This is a genomic window from Streptomyces triculaminicus (assembly GCF_017349075.1).
In the GTDB taxonomy this organism is placed as follows: Bacteria; Actinomycetota; Actinomycetes; order Streptomycetales; family Streptomycetaceae; genus Streptomyces; species Streptomyces triculaminicus.
Window position 1 is genome coordinate 1,185,986 of record NZ_JAFMOF010000001.1, and the last position, 17,170, is coordinate 1,203,155.

21 protein-coding genes are annotated in these 17,170 nt (G+C 70.7%); 7 read left to right on the top strand and 14 right to left on the bottom strand.

What is annotated here, in order from left to right:
* Window positions 1–63 precede the first annotated feature (63 nt).
* The gene (locus J1792_RS05460) at window positions 64–771 is read left to right on the top strand and encodes a DUF998 domain-containing protein (protein WP_179199074.1); all 708 of its coding nucleotides are present in this window, start codon (window positions 64–66) and stop codon (window positions 769–771) included.
* Here the strand turns inward: J1792_RS05460 and J1792_RS05465 are convergent.
* On the bottom strand, window positions 758–1,027 hold the full coding sequence (locus J1792_RS05465) for an SCO5918 family protein (protein ID WP_086574012.1): 270 nt from the start codon (window positions 1,025–1,027) through the stop codon (window positions 758–760). The genes J1792_RS05460 and J1792_RS05465 overlap by 14 nt on opposite strands.
* A gap of 215 nt (window positions 1,028–1,242) precedes the next feature.
* Window positions 1,243–1,446: a cold-shock protein gene (locus tag J1792_RS05470; RefSeq protein ID WP_037915390.1), complete on the bottom strand. Its 204-nt coding sequence runs from the start codon at window positions 1,444–1,446 to the stop codon at window positions 1,243–1,245.
* A gap of 426 nt (window positions 1,447–1,872) precedes the next feature.
* Here J1792_RS05470 and J1792_RS05475 point away from each other — a divergent pair, with 426 nt between their 5' ends.
* The gene (locus tag J1792_RS05475; protein ID WP_086574014.1) at window positions 1,873–2,229 is read left to right on the top strand and encodes a MerR family transcriptional regulator; all 357 of its coding nucleotides are present in this window, start codon (window positions 1,873–1,875) and stop codon (window positions 2,227–2,229) included.
* A 24-nt stretch (window positions 2,230–2,253) separates the two neighbouring features.
* Here J1792_RS05475 and J1792_RS05480 read toward each other — a convergent pair whose 3' ends face one another.
* From J1792_RS05480 to J1792_RS05500, 5 genes are all read right to left on the bottom strand, one after another.
* On the bottom strand, window positions 2,254–2,991 hold the full coding sequence (locus tag J1792_RS05480; protein ID WP_242645448.1) for a hypothetical protein: 738 nt from the start codon (window positions 2,989–2,991) through the stop codon (window positions 2,254–2,256).
* 36 nt (window positions 2,992–3,027) lie between these two features.
* The gene (locus J1792_RS05485; RefSeq protein ID WP_207246728.1) at window positions 3,028–3,675 is read right to left on the bottom strand and encodes a hypothetical protein; all 648 of its coding nucleotides are present in this window, start codon (window positions 3,673–3,675) and stop codon (window positions 3,028–3,030) included.
* A gap of 19 nt (window positions 3,676–3,694) precedes the next feature.
* The gene (locus tag J1792_RS05490) at window positions 3,695–5,806 is read right to left on the bottom strand and encodes a zinc metalloprotease (RefSeq protein ID WP_207246729.1); all 2,112 of its coding nucleotides are present in this window, start codon (window positions 5,804–5,806) and stop codon (window positions 3,695–3,697) included.
* A gap of 97 nt (window positions 5,807–5,903) precedes the next feature.
* Window positions 5,904–6,122 carry a hypothetical protein gene (locus J1792_RS05495; RefSeq protein WP_086573511.1) on the bottom strand — a complete coding sequence of 73 codons (219 nt, stop codon included), beginning with the start codon at window positions 6,120–6,122 and terminating at the stop codon, window positions 5,904–5,906.
* A gap of 141 nt (window positions 6,123–6,263) precedes the next feature.
* Window positions 6,264–6,479, bottom strand: coding sequence for a hypothetical protein (locus J1792_RS05500; RefSeq protein ID WP_086573510.1), 216 nt, complete (start codon window positions 6,477–6,479; stop codon window positions 6,264–6,266).
* 229 nt (window positions 6,480–6,708) lie between these two features.
* On the opposite strand from J1792_RS05500, the gene J1792_RS05505 reads away from it, so the two are divergent.
* Together J1792_RS05505 and J1792_RS05510 are read left to right on the top strand one after the other, a co-directional pair.
* The gene (locus J1792_RS05505) at window positions 6,709–7,104 is read left to right on the top strand and encodes a helix-turn-helix domain-containing protein (RefSeq protein ID WP_086573508.1); all 396 of its coding nucleotides are present in this window, start codon (window positions 6,709–6,711) and stop codon (window positions 7,102–7,104) included.
* A 152-nt stretch (window positions 7,105–7,256) separates the two neighbouring features.
* Window positions 7,257–7,523, top strand: coding sequence for a hypothetical protein (locus tag J1792_RS05510; RefSeq protein ID WP_086573506.1), 267 nt, complete (start codon window positions 7,257–7,259; stop codon window positions 7,521–7,523).
* Between the two features lie 111 nt (window positions 7,524–7,634).
* Here the strand turns inward: J1792_RS05510 and J1792_RS05515 are convergent, their stop codons facing one another.
* The 3 genes from J1792_RS05515 to J1792_RS05525 all read right to left on the bottom strand — a co-directional run bounded on the left by J1792_RS05515 (window position 7,635) and on the right by J1792_RS05525 (window position 9,131).
* On the bottom strand, window positions 7,635–8,084 hold the full coding sequence (locus J1792_RS05515) for a rodlin (RefSeq protein ID WP_207246730.1): 450 nt from the start codon (window positions 8,082–8,084) through the stop codon (window positions 7,635–7,637).
* Window positions 8,085–8,293: 209 nt separating this feature from the next.
* Entirely contained in the window at window positions 8,294–8,719 is a 426-nt protein-coding gene (locus J1792_RS05520; RefSeq protein ID WP_086573503.1) for a rodlin, read from the bottom strand.
* Window positions 8,720–8,855: 136 nt separating this feature from the next.
* Window positions 8,856–9,131 carry a hypothetical protein gene (locus tag J1792_RS05525; protein WP_207246731.1) on the bottom strand — a complete coding sequence of 92 codons (276 nt, stop codon included), beginning with the start codon at window positions 9,129–9,131 and terminating at the stop codon, window positions 8,856–8,858.
* 492 nt (window positions 9,132–9,623) lie between these two features.
* On the opposite strand from J1792_RS05525, the gene J1792_RS05530 reads away from it, so the two are divergent.
* Entirely contained in the window at window positions 9,624–10,220 is a 597-nt protein-coding gene (locus J1792_RS05530; protein ID WP_086573500.1) for a TetR/AcrR family transcriptional regulator, read from the top strand.
* Between the two features lie 104 nt (window positions 10,221–10,324).
* Here J1792_RS05530 and J1792_RS05535 read toward each other — a convergent pair whose 3' ends face one another.
* The 3 genes from J1792_RS05535 to J1792_RS05545 form a co-directional block, all read right to left on the bottom strand.
* Entirely contained in the window at window positions 10,325–11,017 is a 693-nt protein-coding gene (locus J1792_RS05535; RefSeq protein ID WP_207246732.1) for a ScbR family autoregulator-binding transcription factor, read from the bottom strand.
* Window positions 11,018–11,208: 191 nt separating this feature from the next.
* A complete protein-coding gene (locus J1792_RS05540; RefSeq protein WP_372446070.1) occupies window positions 11,209–11,982 on the bottom strand; it encodes an SDR family NAD(P)-dependent oxidoreductase in 774 nt (257 codons plus the stop codon).
* Entirely contained in the window at window positions 11,979–12,710 is a 732-nt protein-coding gene (locus J1792_RS05545; protein ID WP_086573497.1) for a haloacid dehalogenase-like hydrolase, read from the bottom strand. The genes J1792_RS05540 and J1792_RS05545 overlap by 4 nt, the downstream gene beginning before the upstream one ends.
* Before the next feature lie 233 nt (window positions 12,711–12,943).
* Between J1792_RS05545 and J1792_RS05550 the strand changes: the two genes are divergently transcribed.
* The gene (locus J1792_RS05550; protein ID WP_086573495.1) at window positions 12,944–13,903 is read left to right on the top strand and encodes a ScbA/BarX family gamma-butyrolactone biosynthesis protein; all 960 of its coding nucleotides are present in this window, start codon (window positions 12,944–12,946) and stop codon (window positions 13,901–13,903) included.
* Window positions 13,904–13,913: 10 nt separating this feature from the next.
* On the opposite strand, the gene J1792_RS05555 is transcribed toward J1792_RS05550, so the two are convergent.
* Window positions 13,914–15,197 carry an alpha/beta hydrolase gene (locus J1792_RS05555; protein ID WP_307842906.1) on the bottom strand — a complete coding sequence of 428 codons (1,284 nt, stop codon included), beginning with the start codon at window positions 15,195–15,197 and terminating at the stop codon, window positions 13,914–13,916.
* A 379-nt stretch (window positions 15,198–15,576) separates the two neighbouring features.
* On the opposite strand from J1792_RS05555, the gene J1792_RS05560 reads away from it, so the two are divergent.
* Window positions 15,577–16,938: a carotenoid oxygenase family protein gene (locus J1792_RS05560; RefSeq protein WP_207246733.1), complete on the top strand. Its 1,362-nt coding sequence runs from the start codon at window positions 15,577–15,579 to the stop codon at window positions 16,936–16,938.
* Window positions 16,939–17,170 lie beyond the last annotated feature (232 nt).

The following is a 17,170-nucleotide window of genomic DNA, read 5'->3' on the forward strand; positions in this document are numbered from 1 at the left end:
GACGGGACGCAAACGACTCACGCAACTCGCGTGACTCAAGTCGGCGGCCCTGAAAGGCACATCGTGAAACCGAGACCCGCGCCGCACTCCGGCAGCCTCGTCCCACCGGCCGCGAAGGCCGGTGCGGTCGTATGGATCGTCGCCGTCGCGCAGTTCTTCGTCGTCCAGCTCGTCGTGGAGTCCGGCTGGCGCACGCCCTACAGCTGGGCGGCCAACAACATCAGCGACCTGGGCAACATCCACTGCGGGACCTGGGACGCATCGCGGCCCCGGTACGTCTGCTCACCCTGGCACGACGCCATGAACGCCTCGTTCGTGGTGCACGGCGTCCTGCTGCTCGCCGGCACCCTGCTGGCCGGCGCCTGCTGGGGGCGCGGCGGGGCGGCGGTGACCGCCCGAATACTCATGGCCGTCAACGCCGGGGGCTGGGTCCTGGTCGGCCTGGTGCCCGCGGACGCCGACGAGAACGTCCACGTGCTGGGCGCGCTGCTCATCATGGGCCTGGGGAACCTCGGGCTCCTCTGCACGGGGCTCGTCCCCGGCCGGTCCCTGTTCGGCAGGCTGCGCGCCGTCTCGCTCGTCCTGGCCGCCCTCGCGGTGGCCGCGGCGGGGATGTTCTTCGCCCAGGCCGACCCGGGGACCGGGCTGGGCGGCCTGGAACGCGTCGCCGCCTTCGGGGTGGACGCGTGGGCCCTGGTCATGGCGGTCGCGATGCTCCGCGCCGCTCGCGGGGCGGGTGCCGTGACGCCTGAGGCCGTCAGAAGTCGGTGATGGGGCCCAGCCGGCCGGCGACGGGAGCGGTGACGCAGGTGAACCCCAGACGGCCCAGCGCCCGGGTGAGCTCGAGCGCCGTGAAGTCCCGCCGGTCCAGGCCGGTGATCACCTGGCCGACCTGCTTGACGGGATAGGTGCGGTCGTCGATGACGGCGCAGGGGCCGGTGGCGTCCTCGGGCTCGACGCCGGACATCAGCGTCTGCACCTCACTCTTGATGAAGTCGAAGGGAAAACGAGCGATCACGCATCGCATGGAGCCTCATCAGGATGGGAGGAAGAGCTGGCGTCACGGGAAATTCCCCGCTACAGGCCGTGCAGGAAATCGCACGAACGGGTCGAATTAAAATATCGAGCACATTCGGCCGTCGCGACCCCCGACGCGCACACGCCGAGGAATTTCTGTACAAACAGCAAACGCCGGGGATCGCACCCAAGATGCGGGCCCCGGCGCTGCAACACCTGAAGGGATCAGGCGGGGACGATGTTCTCCGCCTGCGGGCCCTTCTGACCCTGCGTGACGTCGAAGCTCACCTTCTGGCCTTCCTGAAGCTCACGGAAGCCCTGGGTGGCGATGTTCGAGTAGTGGGCGAACACGTCGGCGCCGCCGCCGTCCTGCTCGATGAAGCCGAAGCCCTTTTCCGCGTTGAACCACTTCACGGTACCGGTGGCCATGTTTTTCTCCTTCGGGGAAATGCCTTGGACTCACACCTCGTGAGCCTCGCGTCGCCGCGATCGCCCCATCCGGAGAACTCCGGGGTACTAGAAGCCGCCACCGACAAAAAGACGGAAGACAGACATCCGAGGCTATGGGAACCACAACTGCAACTGAAATCGACAGTAGCACGGGCCATCCGCCGCCGTATAGAGATTTCCCGGATCGGCGGGTCCGCGCCGGAAATACCGGCGCCGGCGGACACGTAATTTCTGCCGCCGCCGCAAGAGATATTCATCGCTAGAAAGTCCTTCGTCCCCGCCCCCGCCCGACGGCACGGCCGCACCGGTCCGGGGACGGGGCCCACGCGGCACAAGGCCCTCACCGGCCCAAACCTGCAACGGCCGCGATAGACATCGTTCTCCGCCAGCCGATAAGGTCCCCGCATGGCTCCAGAGGCCCGACAGAACGCCGCGGGCAATCTCGACGACGACGATTACCCCGCCTACACCATGGGCCGCGCCGCCGAGATGATCGGTACCACGCCCGCCTTCCTGCGGGCCCTGGGCGAGGCACGGCTCATCACCCCGCTGAGATCCGGCGGTGGCCACCGCCGCTACTCCCGCTACCAGCTGCGCATCGCCGCACGCGCGCGCGAGCTCGTCGACCAGGGCACCCCGGTCGAGGCCGCCTGCCGCATCATCATCCTCGAGGACCAGCTCGAGGAGGCCCTGCGGCTGAACGAGGAACTGCGCCGCCGCGAGGACCGCCCGGATCGCCCGGACCGGCCCGCCGGCCCCTGACCGGGCGCCCGCACGGGCCGCCGGTCAGCCGTTCCCGCCGTCGTCCCCGCTGACGTCCCCGCCGTCGTCCCCGTCTCCGCCGCCGACGCCGTCCTCGTCCTCGTACGGCGTCTCCTCGGCGATCCGCTCCGCGATCTCGGTGGCCCAGCCGTGGGCCCAGCGGCGCAGTTCCTCGGTGGCGGCGGCGTCCAGACCGTAGGCGGCGAACTCTCCGTCGTCGATCCAGTCGGCCGCCTCCAGGCGGGCCTGGAGATCGGCCGGATCGAACGTGTCGGAGGCGTGCCGGCGGCCGAACTCCTCCAGCTCGAGGAGGGGCCAGCGGGCCGAGGCGGCCTGGACGTCGACGAGGTCCGGGGCCAGGCCCCGGTCGGCCAGGGCGCGCACGCGGGTGCCGACGACGTCCTCGGCGGCGAGGACGAGGCCGTACTCCGTACGGACGGGCGGCCGCCACACCGTCTCCTTGAGGAGGACCACCGTGTGCTCCTCCTCGGTCGTGGCGTCGGTCAGCAGGAGCCGGGCCCCGAGCGGGACGGTGTCGGCCCCGCTCACCCGCCAGCCGCGCTCGGTCAGCCCGGAGCGGACGACCGCCGCGATGTCCTCCATCGGCACCGGGCTGTCGGTGGCCAGCTCCACCTCCCGGCACGGGCGGTCCACCAGGTCGTGCGCCCCCATGGCGTGGCCGCCGGACAGGGCGAGCGGGTACGACGCCCCGACGGCGGCCAGATCGGCGAGCAGCCGCTGGTGCGACCCGGTGAGCCTCATGATCGGGATTATCGCGCAGGCGGGGCCCGCGTGCCGTCAGCGGCCGGGCCAGCCGTCCAGCTGGCGGTGGACCTTGACGGTGGGCCGGGCCGAGTGGTCGGCGGTCGTCGAGGACGGGGCGGCGAGGACGGAGGTGACCTCGGCGGCCAGGGCGTCGGCCTTCTTCCTGAGGTCGGCCGCCGGGAGGCGGGAGGCCCCCAGGGCGTCCAGGCGGCGGTGGATGTCGGCGAGGCGGCGCTGGGCGGCCGGGGTGAGGCGGGTGGCCTTCGGGGTGGAGAGGACGAACTGGTAGGCGCCCGCGAGGGTCTGGCAGCCGGTGCAGTGGTCGTTGATGGCGCGGCCGTTGTTCACGGCGGCGAGCCGGACGTGCTCGCCCGAGAGCGTGATGATCTGGAAGGACAGGGCCACCGACCGGCAGGCGTCGTCGGCGGTGCAGCCCGCCGAGCGGGCGACGGCCCGGTTGTCCACGCGGGCGGCGGCCACCGTGCCGAGCTGGCGGACGGAGAAGCTGTCGCGGAACTGCGTGTGGTGGCGGTGGTCGGCGGTGGTGCGGACGCCGTCGTGCGCGATGGCGACCGCCTCGGCGGCCTGGGCCGGGCCCGCGGTGGCGACCGCGGCGAGGCCGGCGGCCAGCAGGCCGAGGCGCAGGAAGTGACGGGAGGTACGGGACTTCGCAGGCTTCACGGTCTTCTCCTGGAACGGTTCACGGTGATTCACCGCGGTTCACGGTGACGATGGCGGCGACGTGGCCGGCGCGGGTGGCGCCGGGGCGGTGGCCGCCGCGGACGGGCTCGCCGACGGCTCCGGGGCCGGGGCGGGCGTCGGGGACGCGGCCGGGGAGGGCGCGGCCGTGGCGCTGGGCGCCGGCGCGGGCTTGGGCGGGGCGCTCGGCGGCAGGGCGGGCGGGAGCGCGGGGGCATCGTGGGCGGGAGGACGACGGGCACGGGGGCCTTCGTGGGCTGTGCGGCCGGGGCGGGTGCGGCGGCCGGGGCGCCCGGCGGGGCGGGGACCACGGCGGGCACCGGCGTCGGCAGCCCGGGGCGGCCGGCGGAGTGCGCCAGGGCAGCGGCGTCACGACCGGGGCCGCGCCGTCCGGTGCCCAGACGCCCGGCCCGTTCTCCTTGGACGGGTCGTGACCCGGCAGGGTGGGGCTCGGGGACGCCGGGGCGGTGGGCACGTGGGGCTGCAGGATCGGGGCGATCGGCGGCGCGGGCGGCAGCGGCTTGGGCGTGACGCCGCTGGTCCAGGCGTAGGCGAGGGTCGTGGCGACGGCCCCCACGCCCAGGACGAGCCCGATCCTCAGGCGGGGGCGGTCGGCCGTGTAGCGCAGGGCGTTGCGGCCCAGCCGTCCCGAGAGGCGGATGGACAGGTACGTCATGCCGGCCAGCGGAACGATCAGCATGAGGCTGCCGAGCACGCCGGCCAGCCCGGCCGGCAGCTCGCCGGCGGCGAACGCCTCGTAGGTGCCGGTGAGTTGCTGGGTGAGCGAGCGGATGCCGGTGGCGACCAGGCGGGGCAGGTTCCACAGGGCGTAGCAGAGCTCGCCGAGCAGGAAGGGCACCATGGTGAGCACCCAGGTGGTGACGATGACGCGCGTCTTGCGCTTGAGGTCGGCGACGGCGGGATCGGGCTTGCGGCCCGGGATCATGCTGAGCAGGATCGGCTTGATCTTGCCGTAGAGGTCCGGGACGCCGGCGAGGTCGCCGAGGATGAAGTAGCCGTCGAGCCGTACGGCCGGCATCAGTTGTTCGAGCACCTCGAAGTGCCCGAGGTAGACGGCGCAGAGCAGGAACGGCTGGCCGGTGACGAAGTACGCCCCGGTCAGCAGCAGCATGAAGACGACGTTGAAGTACACGCCGCCGAGGTCGGTGCGGATCCGCCCGGCGCGCCCGATCCGGTAGACGTCGGTGACGTCGGTGTACATGGACGGCCAGATCAGGAAGATGCCGCAGCCGATGCAGCCGGGATGCGCGCCGTCGTATCTGCACGCCGAGGCGTGCCCGAATTCATGGAAGACGAGCGAGGCGACGGTGAGCACGAAGACCACGAGCAGCAGCAACGGCTGGTCGAGGACGCTGAGTACGGGTTCCATCGCGCCGTGGAAGCCGAAGAGCCACACGTCCATGGCGACGGCCAGGGACAGCACGGTCGCGACGACGGGCGGGCGGTGCAGCCAGGCGAGCGAGCGGGCGATGACGGCGACCCGCTTCTCGTTGAAGACGACCCGGTGGCCCTTGAGGCTCAGCAGCAGGTCCGAGCGGGGGCCGTGGACCTCGTCGCTCTCCTGGCCCTGCGGCACGGTGATGCCGAGCGGCTCGAGCTTCTTCTCCACCAGGTAGGCGATGTTCTCGCCGCTGACCTCGCGTCCGTATCCGGCGCTGACCTCGGCCGCGACCGCCCGCATGTCGCGCACGCCGTCGATGGCCGACGCGACCAGGTGCAGCAGCCTGGAGAGCTGTACGACCTGGCCGTCGCCGCGCCGGGCGATGTATTTGGGTTCGTTGAAGCCCGAGCCCTGGTATTCGCCGTGCAGCCGCAGTCCGGCGCCGAGCCGCGGGACGACGGCTTCGGCCTCGGACCGCGGCTCGGGCTCCGGCGGCCGCGCGAGCGGCGGCCGGCGGGTGACGTCCTCGGGCTCCCCGGTCCCGTACGCCTCCGGGGCGGCGGTGTACGGAAAGCCGCCGGGCCCCGGCACCGGGGCTCCGGCGTCCCCTGTCCGGACGCCGGACGTCCCGGTGTCGATCTGGAGCGTCGCGGTCTCGCCGATGGCGTGATGGCGACTGCGGCCGGCCTCGTGGTCTCCGACCACCGTCATCCACGTCCTCCCCCTCGGCGAAACCGCTGTTGTTCCCCCCCCCTGTCGACGGACCGCGCCTTCCCCTGGACGCGGCCCGCCGAGTGCGTGGGCCGGGCTACTGCTTGATCGAGATGGCCTGGCTCGCCTCGGACTGCGCGACGGCCCAGGGCGAGCTGTCGTTCACGGCCAGGGACTCGTTGTGCGCGTGGACGGTGGCCACGTGCTTGGTGACGTTCGTGGTGCGGGTGAAGCTGAACTTCAGCTTGCCCAGGGCCTCACGGCCCGGCAGCAGCTCGGCGGACTCGGCTTCGAGCTCGATCGGGTTCATGCTCATGGCTGTGCCTCTCTGTTCCAACGACGTGTGCAACGACGTGCCGTGCGACCGATGCGGCCCGCGGACACCTCTGATGACGTTCTGTTGCACGCCTGTCGCCTACGACGGCGTGCGGCCGCGGTGTACTACCGCCGCGGGGTGCTACTGCTGGATGGCGATCGACTGACCGGCCGCGGACTGGGCCACGGCGTCCGGCGAGCAGACGTTGAGCGCCGTCGAGGAGTTGTGCGCCGTGACGTCGGCGACGTGCTTGGTGACGTTCGTGGTGCGGGTGAAGCTGAACTTCAGCTTGCCCAGGGCCTCACGGCCCGGCAGCAGCTCAGCGGACTCGGCCTCGAGCTCATGCGCGTCGAGCATGGTCGTCCCCCTCCGGGATGGTGTGTCACGTACTGCGCTCTCGGGCACGGGCAGGACCCCCCGGCCTCGCGTCCGATGCGGTCGGACGGCTTGTCCAACGAGATTGGACACTAGCGGCGGGCGTCCGCCCCGCGCAAGCGGTTCGTCTGGACGCCGCCCGTAGAATCGGTTCCACCCGAGGGACGGGCCAGCCGAGAGCCGAACCGCCGAGAGCAGGAAGCGACCGTCAGTGGCCAACGCACTGCAGCAGTTGATGAGACAGCGCCTGGACCGGCAGGGGTGGTCCTACGGAGAGGTCGCCCGCAGGGGCGGCATCCCCCGCTCGACCGTGCACCATCTGGCCACCGCCGAACGCCTGGTGCGCATGCCGCAGCCCGCCACGCTCGAGGGGCTGTCGCGGGGGCTCGACCTGCCCCTGGACACCGTGCGCCGGGCCGCCGCCGAGGCCTGCGGCATCCACCTCTACCCCGCGAGCCAGGACGCCCCGCAGTCCCCGCCGGACCCCGAGGTCGACCTGCTGATCGCGAGCGTCCAGCGGCTGTCCTCCGACGACCGCCGGCATGTGGCCGCGCTGGTCGAGTCGTTGCTCGAACGCGCGCCCAAGGAGTCACCCTCACAGGACTGAACCGGCCGTTTCCCCGGCATCCCGGCGTCCCGGACGCCGCCCTCAACTGCCCCGGTTCCCGGGATGGTTGAATCCAGCGAATATTCCCGTCCGGCCGAGGATCATGCCCGCTCCCGGCTATCGTCTCGACCTGCCGAGGCCAGGGGGAATGCGTGCTCGTTGTCAGTGGTGGCTCGACGTCCAATGCCGTCGTCCGGGGACGCACCGGGGAATCCGTCGTCCTGCTCTCCGGCGACCTGCCCGAAGTGCTCACCGACCGGAGCGTCGACGAACTCCTCGACCTGGCGGCCGCCGTGCTGACCGACGAGGAGATGGGCATGTTCCGCACGTGCCTGGGAGCGCTGCGCCGCGGCGAACGGCTGGGCCGGCGACGGGTGGACGTGGGCGGCGCCGTGCTCACCGTCTACTACGAGGGCTGACCGCGCCGCCTCCGTCCGCGCCGGGCGGGCGCGCCGGCCGGTGCCGGTGACGCGGAGAGCCGCCCCCTGGGATCGCCGGGGGGCGGCTCTCGTGTGCGGGGCGCGCCCCGGTCAGTGGCGGCGGTGCTTGCCGTGCCCGCCGAGCCGGCCGAACAGCCCGCCCGCGTTGCCGGAACCGTTGCCGGAGAGGATCGCGACGTCGTCCAGGATGTGCGACAGCGGGTCGTCGCCGTCGTTGATCACGGAGTTCTCGGTGCACTGCTGCTGCTGCTGCGAGGACAGGATCGGAATGTCCTGGAGGCTGATGGGCACCGCTCCGAGGAGTCCCTGGATACCCAGCTTGCCGATGGCGATGCAGGGCTTGTTGAACGAGCCGTTGATCAGGCCCATCTGAGGGCTCATATAGCCGCCGGTCCAGGTGTTTCCGTACATCTGGGTGGCCCCGTTGGCGTTGTAGAGGTCCTTGGAGTCACCGCCTCCGCCGACGGCCATGGCCGGGGCGGCGGTCCCGCCGACGGCGGAGACGGCGAGCGCGGCCGCGGCCATTACCTTTTTGATCACAGTTGTTCCTTCGCTCCGAGCCGACCGGGCCGACGAATGACAGAGAACACCATGTCTAACCCGGAGCGGTCCGCAAAGGTTATCGGGCTTCATTCATTCGGCCCATGGGAAGACCCGGCCCGATTCTTTTTTCCACACCATAGGGAAACCCCCCGCAGCGGGTCCCGCACACCCGCCGCAGGGGTAATTCCCAGTGGTCCGGACTCCGGTCAGTGACCGTGACCGTACTCGCCGAAGAGCGGGCCGGCGTTCCCCGAGCCGTTGCCCGACAGGATCGGGATCTCGTCCAGGATGTGCGACAGCGGGTCGTCGCCGTCGTTGATCGTGGAGTTGTCGGTGCACTGCTGCTGCTGCTGGGACGTCAGGATCGGGATGTCCTGGAGGTTGATGGGCACCGCCCCGACCAGACCCTGCGCGTTGATCTTCCCGATGCCCAGGCACGGCTTGTTCAGCGTGCCCTGGATCAGGCTCATCTGGGGGCTTTCCTTGCCGCCGGTGTGCGTGTTGCCGTAGCCGGTCTTCGCACCGTTGGCGTTGAAGACATCCTGGTCGTTGCCGATGGCCATCGCGGGGGAAGCGATGACGCCGACCGCGGAAGCCGACAGGGCGGTCGTCGCGAGTACCTTCTTGAGCACGTCAATTGCCTTTCGATCGAGTAGCGCCCCCACTGAGAAAGCGTTCTGAATAACTCCGGCCCATTCGGGAAGTTCCGGGCATTACTCGGGCTTTCACTCATTCGAGCCAGTGGGTGCCGCTACCGCGAAATCGGAATCAACGTGCAAGCCTTCGATAGGAAAAAATTCTGGTCAGCGTGACGTAGCGATACTGCCCGCCACGTTCGCTGCGCAATTCGCCGCGTTCTATGAGGTGGGCGACGGTCCATGGCGTCAGCCCGAGCAACGAGGCCGCGGTCCGCACCGGGACGCTCAGCCCCTCGAAGACCGCGGGGACGGGCTCCTCGGCCGCACCGCCGTCCACCTCGTGGTCCACCGCGTCGTAGTCGTGTACGGCGTAGTAGTCGATCGCGGCAGCAATGTTGTGTGCCATCCCGACGCGCACCATCCCCTCGGTCCAGTCGCGTTTTTCGTACTTGCCGCCAGGCCAGCCAGCTCCGCCGGAAGAGTATGCAGCCCCTAACCGGGCGTCAAGTATGCTTTTTACTTACTTGTCGACAGGTAAGAGACCACTCAACGAAAAATCCCGGCCACAAGGAACCGGCCAGCGGCGGCCGGGTGACGCCACATCACATCGATCGGTTGACCGCGAACACGGTGACCAGCGGAGAGTTTTGTTCACGTCCGTCCGGCGCCGCCGCGGGGGCGGCACCGCCCCGAGCGCCCGGCAGGAAGGCGGCGGGCGCCGCGACCACCGCCCCTACGCCCCCTGGAGTACCGGTGTCGGGCGGTAACCCCGTGCCGATCAGGTCCTGGGGGGCGATCTTTCTCCCCTAACGTGTGCGGGAGGCCCACCTGTACTTACTTGCCAGCGGGTTAGTTGAGTACATGTGCGACGGACGACGGACAGCAGGAGAGTGAGCCCATGGGCAGCACGCCACAGCCCCGCAAGAGCGACACCCGCGAGCGCATTCAGAAGACGGCACTGGACCTGTTCGTGTCACGGGGCTACGAGAAGACGTCGCTGCGCGAGATCGCCGAGGAGCTCGGGGTCACCAAGGCCGCGCTGTACTACCACTTCAAGACCAAGGAGGACATTCTCAGCGCCCTCTCCGAGCAGCTCGGGCGGCCCGTCGACGAGCTCATCGCCTGGGGCGAGGCCCAGCCCCCCACCCTGGAGACCAAGCGCGAACTGCTGCGCCGCTACAGCGCCGCCCTGCGGGACGCCGCCCCGATCTACCGCATCCTGCAGGAGAACCAGGCGACGCTGCGCGAGCTGACCATCGGCGAGACGCTGCACCGGCGGGTGACCGCCGTCTCCACGCTCATCCAGTCGGGTGACGGGGCGTTGGAGAGCTCCGTACGGTCCTCCAGCGCCCTGCTGACGGTCCATTTCGGAACCTTCGCCCTGGACGGCGTGAAGGGCGACCCCGAGGACAAGCGTGCCGCCCTCCTGCAGGTCGCCCTGGAGATCCTGGACTCGGCCGGCCGCGCGGAGGCGAAGCCGGCCGCGGTCCGGTGACCCCGCACGGCCCCCGCGAGCACTCCATACCGTCGAGTCGGTTTGATGGCTCGCCGCAGGGCCGCCGGCGGGTCCGGGCCGCTTCCCGGAACGGATCCGCCCCGTCAGCCGGCGGCGATCAGCTGCCCGTCCTCCGCCCGGCCCGCGCTCCGCTCCGCCTCGGCCAGCGCCAGGGCGCGGGGACCGCGGCCGGGGCTCATGTCGAGCCGGGCCAGCACCGAGGGCACCGCCACGCTGGGCATCAGGTGCTCGTAGAGCACGATGGCCCGGCGCTCGAGGTCGGCGCGGTTGGTGACCGCCTGGGACATGGTGTTGATGCCCGCGTACGCGCCGACGATCAGCTCGGCGGTGTCGTCCGGCACCACATGGGGCAGCACCTCGCCGCGCTCCTTGCCCTCCACCAGGACCCGGGTGTGCACCTCGGTCCAGCCGTTGAAGGGGCTGGCGCGGTTGAGGTTCGACGAGCCGTGCTCGAGCGTCAGCCGGACGCTGCCGCGCAGCAGCGGGTCCTCGACCATCCGACAGGCGAAGATCATTCCCATGTCGACCAGCTGCTGCATCTTGCAGGTGCCGGCCAGGTCGGAAGGATCGGGGACGGTCGACATCTGGGCGTCTATCACCGCGAGCGCCAGTTCCTCCTTGGAGGCGAAGTGGAAATACAGCGCCCCCTTGGTCACCTCGGCCCGCGCCAGGATCTCCGTAATGGTGGCGGCGTCGTAGCCCCGCTCGTCGAACACCACCGCGGCCGCTTCCAGAATGGACTGGCGAGTCCTGATCGCACGGTCCTGCTTTGCCACGGTTGCCTCCGGATCAATTGGGTCTCTTCGCCGCAAGTCGGCGGCGAGGACGACGGGTGCACCCCCCTGGTGCGGTTGTCGCCCCCGAAATCAAACCGGCGAGTCCGTATCCTATCAAGCCCGGCCTCGCAATCTGGCGCAATTCTCACCCTGGTGAATGTCTTCCGCCAGGTCGAATCGCAGTGGCCGAATCACACCATGGTGAATCCGCCGTCCACCGGCACCGTGGCGCCGGTGACAAAGGACGCCCGGTCGCTGAGCAGCCAGGCGGCGGCCTCCGCGATCTCCTCGGGCTCCGCCGTGCGGGGCTGCGGCGTCGCCGCGTGCAGCGCCTCCTCGATGCCCGGGTTCTGGGCGAACCAGTCCGCGACGACCTCGCTGCGGGTGGTGCCCGGGGCCACGGCGTTGACCCGGATCCCCTGGGCGGCGTACTCCGCGGCGGCCGCCTTCGTGAAGCCGATGACCGCGTGCTTGGCCGCCACGTACGGGGCCGCGACCGGCGTCGCCAACAGGCCTCCGACGCTGCTGTTGTTGACGATCGTGCCGCCGCCGTTGGCCAGCATCGCGGCGATCTCGTCGCGCAGACAGTTCCACACGCCGCGGGCGTTGACGTCCATGATGCTGTCGTACGCGGCGTCGTCCATCAGGTGCAGCGGGGTGCGCCCCATGCCCCAGCCGGCGTTGTTGAACGCCGAGTCCAGCCGCCCGTACCGCTCGAGGACGAAGCCCACGGCGCGCCGGGTGTCCTCGCGCCGGGAGACGTCCGTGACCACGTACGCGGCCTCGGCGCCCGTGCCCCGCAGCTCCTCCACCAGCTCGCGCAGCCGGTCCTCGCGCCGGGCCGCCAGCACCACCGTGGCCCCCTCGCGCGCGAACACCCGCGCGGACGCGGCGCCGATGCCGCTGCTGGCTCCCGTGATCAGTGCGACCCTGCCCCGGAGCAGCCCGTGCTCACCGGCCATCATGCGTACCCTTTTTCTTCCTCGTCTGCGCCGGACCCCGACCACAGGGTTCCGGCCTCGGTCTCCGCGTCGACCGTGCGCAGCAGCGCCTCGTCGATCGCGGACAGTGAACCGACCACGTGCCGCACGCCCACCGCGCGCATCAGCTCGCCCTGGAAGCCGTGCGGGAAACCGGAGGGGTGGCCGATGAAGGCGGTGCCGAGAGTGCGCGCCGTCTCCGCGACGCGGGCGACGTCGTCGATGAACAGCGCCTCGTCGGGACGCAGTCCGAAGACGCCCTCGGCGATCTCGGTGATGCCTGGCCGGAAATCGTTGGTGCACACATACCCGGGGCCGTCGAAGAGCGCGGCGTGCTCTCCGAGGTACCGGGTGAAGTGGGAGGCGTCGAGTCCGCCGTAACAGACCGTGCGCAGCCCGAGGGCGCGGAGCCGGTGCAGCAGGTCCAGGGCGCCGTCGAGGAGGCGGATCGGGTCGCTCGCGAGGTAGTCGGCGCGCTCCTCGAAATAGGCCTCGAGGACGCGTTCGGGGGCCCAGTCCAGGCCGGCCGCCTCGCCCATGGCGCGGGCGGCCACCAGCTGCGGCTGGGAGAAGACGGCCCGCTCGACATCGGCGGTGTAGCGCCCGCCGCGACGGGTGACGAAGCGGTGGATCATCGGACTGAACGTGTCATTGAGAAGGACGCCGTCGATATTGACGGCGGCCAGTCGTATCCGGCTCAGCGGAGCGGCCACTATCGACCTCCATTGTTGGGGGAAGAGCCTCGAAATTAAACCGTCCCGTCCGGATGTTCCGCACGCGAGAGGTAACTCACATCGGGGCTGATCGGCCGTCAACCGCCTTGTATCTTGGCCCCCCGGAGGGCGTTGGCCGGGGAAACCGTAGCACTTTAAAAGAAAACCCGATGGCGCGCACCTTGACATTGGCGGCCATCCGGCCCGCTCTTCTTATCGACTGAGGGGGAAACATGTACCCGTCCACGACCGTGCCGGGGTCCTTCGCGCCCGATCTGCCCCGGCTGACGACGACCGTGCCCCGCGAGTTCGTCCATCGCGCGGCCGTGGCGGAGGTGCTGCTCACCGGGTGGAGCCGGGTGGACGAGGAGCGCTTTCGCGTCCGCGCCCAATGGCCACGCGGGCACAGCTTCTTCACGCCGGTGAGCGGCGGGTGGCACGACCCCATGATGGTCGCCGAGACGGTCCGCCAGGTCGGCTCGCTCCTGGCCCACGCGGAGTTCGACGTCCCCCTCGGCTACCAGTTCCTGATGTGGCACCTGGACTACGCGGTCCACACCGAGCACCTGGCGATCGGGGCGGCGCCCGCCGAGCTGGTGCTGGACGTCGTCTGCTCGGAGGTACGGCGGCGGGGGCGGGTCCTGACCGGCATGCGCTACGACGTCGCCGTCCACCGCGACGGCGCGGTCGCCGCGACCGGCAGCGCGTCCTTCACCTGCACCTCGCCGGAGGTATACCGCAGGATCCGCGGCCCCCGGCTGCCGGGCACCCCCACCGAGGCGGGCTCGCCGCCCGTGGCACCCGAACACGTGGGCCGCGCCTCGGCCTTCGACGTGGTCCTGGGCGGCGACGACCGGGACCGCCCGGGGCGCTGGCTCCTGCGGGCCGACGGCCGGCACCCCATACTCTTCGACCACCCCGTCGACCACATCCCCGGCATGGTGCTGCTGGAGGCCGCCCGGCAGGCCGCCACCGCCCTGGCCCCGCACCCGGTGGTCTTCCCCGCGTCCCTGACCGGCGCCTTCCACCGCTACGCCGAGCTGGACAGCCCCGTACGGATAGCCGCCGACCGCGACGACCCGGACGCGTCGGGGTCCTTCGTCACCCGCGTCAGCGGGCATCAGGACGACGAGCTGCTCTTCTCCTGCACGATCTCGGCGGCTCCCCCGCCCGCCGGTCCCGCGGCGGTGTGAGACCGCCGGGTCATTCGCCGGACGGCTGGTCGCCGTCCTGCTCCGCCTCGTCCTTGGACGCCCCGTCCTCGGCGCTCTTCTTCTTCTCCTCCTCCGCGCGCTTCTTCTCCTCCTCCTTCCTCTGCTCTTCCTTCTTCTTTTCCTCCTCGCGCCGCTTGTCGCCCGGCTTCTGCTTGTCCGCCGTGTCCTGCGGGAAGGTGAGCTGCTTTCCCATCCATTCCAGCGTCGGGGAGATCTCCCGCCGCCACGTGGTGAAGTTGTGGCTGCCCGACGGAAGAATGATCTTCGCGGCCGTCATGGGTTCCTTGACCGCGGCGAGGAACTTCTTCGTCTCCTCGTAGTTCTTCTCGCCCTTTTCGCTGCTGGTGACGAGCACCGACACATGCGGAACGGGCAGATTCTTCAGCCGCCAGATCAGGTCGTGCTCGCGCTGCCGCTTGCGGCCCGCCTCGTCGTCGCCGAAGAGCTTTCCGGTGGTGAGATCATTCTTGATCTTGTAATCGGCGGACAGGGCGCCCGCGACGGGATAGATCCCAGGCTGGCGCATGGCCAGTTCGAGGGCGCAGGTGCCGCCCGAGGAATAGCCCATGACGCCCCAGGCGCTCGCCTCGTGGCCGACCCGGTAGGCGCTCCTGAGGGCTTCGGGAAGGTCCTTGGTGAAATACGTCTCCGCCTGCGGGCCGTCGGGGACGTCCACGCATTCGGTGTCGCGCGGCGGGGCGATGGTCGGCCGGACCATCACCACGATGGTGGGCTGCATCCGGCGCTCGGAGATGAGGGTGCTCGCGGTCTTCGGGACCTGCAGATACTGGGAAAGGTTGTTGATGCCGCCCGGATAGCCGCTGATGGCCACGATGACGGGGAAGCGGGCCCGCTCGTACTGCTTCTGGAAATACTGCGGCGGAAGATAGACGAAGGCGGGCTCGATCACGTTGGCCCGGCGGGCGACCAGGCGCACCGACTCCAGGGCGCCGACCCGGTCCCGGGGGCCCTTGGGCAGCGCGGCCCGGTCGAGGCCCTCGGAGCCCGCCGGGCGCACCAGGCCGCCCTTGCCCGCGTCGACCCGGGCGTTGCCGCCGGCCTCGGCGGCCCCCTGGGTGACCTGCCCCTGCGACCGGTCGTACCTGCCGATCAGCTCGCCCCAGGTGCCGAAGAAGCTGTTGGCGGAATTCACCGCGAGCAGCACCGTGGACATGATCGTCAACTGGGTCACCAGGATCGCGCCGAGGCGTCCCAGGACGGGCAGCGGGCCCCGCCCGGCGAGCCTCGGCCAGAGCCATATCGTGAGCCCCACACACACAATGGCGACGAACGCCACCGTGTACAAGAGTGACCGGCTGGTCAGGCCCATGCGCCCCTCAACTCCCTGCCCCCGTGGTGGGTACTCATGTTCGGTCCGGCAATAGTCACCGATAAAGAGGCGGGAACGGGCGGACAGGGTTGCCCTATGACCGTTTATTGCCCCGCTCTTGTCCTGCCGGTGTCCTGTTCTTCTCCCGGCGTTCCCGGCAACGAATCCCGGCTCGGGCCGGTTACCCGCGATGGATGACGGCGAGCCGACGCGCAGATGGAGGCTGGCCGAACCCTGCCTTCCGCTGGATGGTGAAAAGACGGCTCCGCGGTGGGGGCACCGCCCGGTGGCAGCCGGGGAAGGGCCGGTGGAGGTGGGCGAGATGACCGGCACGACACACGGCCCCGGGCACGGCGCGGCCAATCCCTATCTGAGTGGCCTCTACGCGCCGGTGCGGGACGAGACGACGGCGGTCGACCTGCCGGTGACCGGCACGCTTCCCGAGTCCCTGCGCGGCCGTTACCTGCGCAACGGTCCCAACCCGCTGCACGTGGACGACCCGGCCGGCTACCACTGGTTCGGCGGCGAGGGCATGATCCACGGCGTGCGGCTGCGCGACGGCCGCGCCGAGTGGTACCGCAACCGCTGGGTGCGCTCGGACGCGGTGGCCGGGCGGCTCGGCGAGAAGCTGCTGCACGGCCCGCGCCACCTGGACATGGACTTCGCGCCCAACACCCATGTGCAGTTCTTCGCCGGGCACTGCCTGGCGCTGGTCGAGGGCGGCACCCTGCCCTACGAGCTCGACCCGGAGCTCTACACGATCGGGCCGTTCGACTTCCACGGCACGCTGCCGGGCGGGCTGTCCGCGCACCCCGTCGTCGACCCGCGCAACGGCGAGCTGCACGCGGTGTCCTACTGCCTGGCCTGGCCGTATGTGCAGTACGTCGTCGCCGGCGTCGACGGACGGATCCGCCGGCACGTGGAGATCCCCGTCCCGGGGCATCCGATGATGCACGCCTTCTCGCTCACCGAGCGGTACGTGCTGCTGTACGACCTCCCGGTCGTCTTCGCCGGGAACGGCCGTGCGGACGGCCCGCATCCGGCCTGGGTCCCCGGGCGGCCGGCCCGCCTGGGGGTGCTGCCGCGCGAGGGGGCCGCGCACGAGGTGCGCTGGCTGGAGACGGACCCCTGCTTCGTCTTCCACCCCATGAACGCCTTCGAGCACGACGGCCGCTTCATCACCGTGCACCTCGTCCGCTACGACCGTTTCTTCGACACCGGCCGCCCCCGGCCCGGCGAGCGGACGGCGCACCTGGAGCGCTGGACCGTCGACCTGGCCGCGGGGACCGTGCGGCGGCAGCGGGTGGACGACCGCCCGGTGGAGTACCCCCGCGTCGACCCGCGCCGGCTGAGCCGGCCGCACCGCTACGGCTACGCCATGCGCGAGCGGACGGCGGAGGCGGACACCGCCCTGCTCAAGTACGACCTGGAGCGCGGCAGCTGCGTGGAGTTCGAGGTTCCGGCGGGCGGCGACGTGGGCGAGGGGGTGTTCGTCCCCGCGGCGCCGCACGCGGCCGAGGACGACGGCTGGGTGCTGGCGTACGCCTACGCGCCGGAGCGCGCCGCCACGGACCTGGTGGTGCTGGCCGCCCAGGACTTCGCGGCCGGGCCCGTGGCGCGCGTCCATCTGCCGGTACGGGTGCCGCTGGGCTTTCACGGCAACTGGATTCCCGATCACGAATGACCGGAGACGCACCGCTACAGACCACAATGCCCCGGGATGACACGTACTGACGGCGTGTCGGGTGTGAACGGACGGGACCGGACTTGACGGCTAGCCTTACGTAGTCGCCAGCCAGGGGATTTATCCCCGCACTACGGACAATTCACTCGCACCCGAGACACATGAAGGACATCTCCCCATGGGCATTCGGAGTCTGCTGCGGAACGCGTTCGGCCGGTCCAGAACAGCCGGG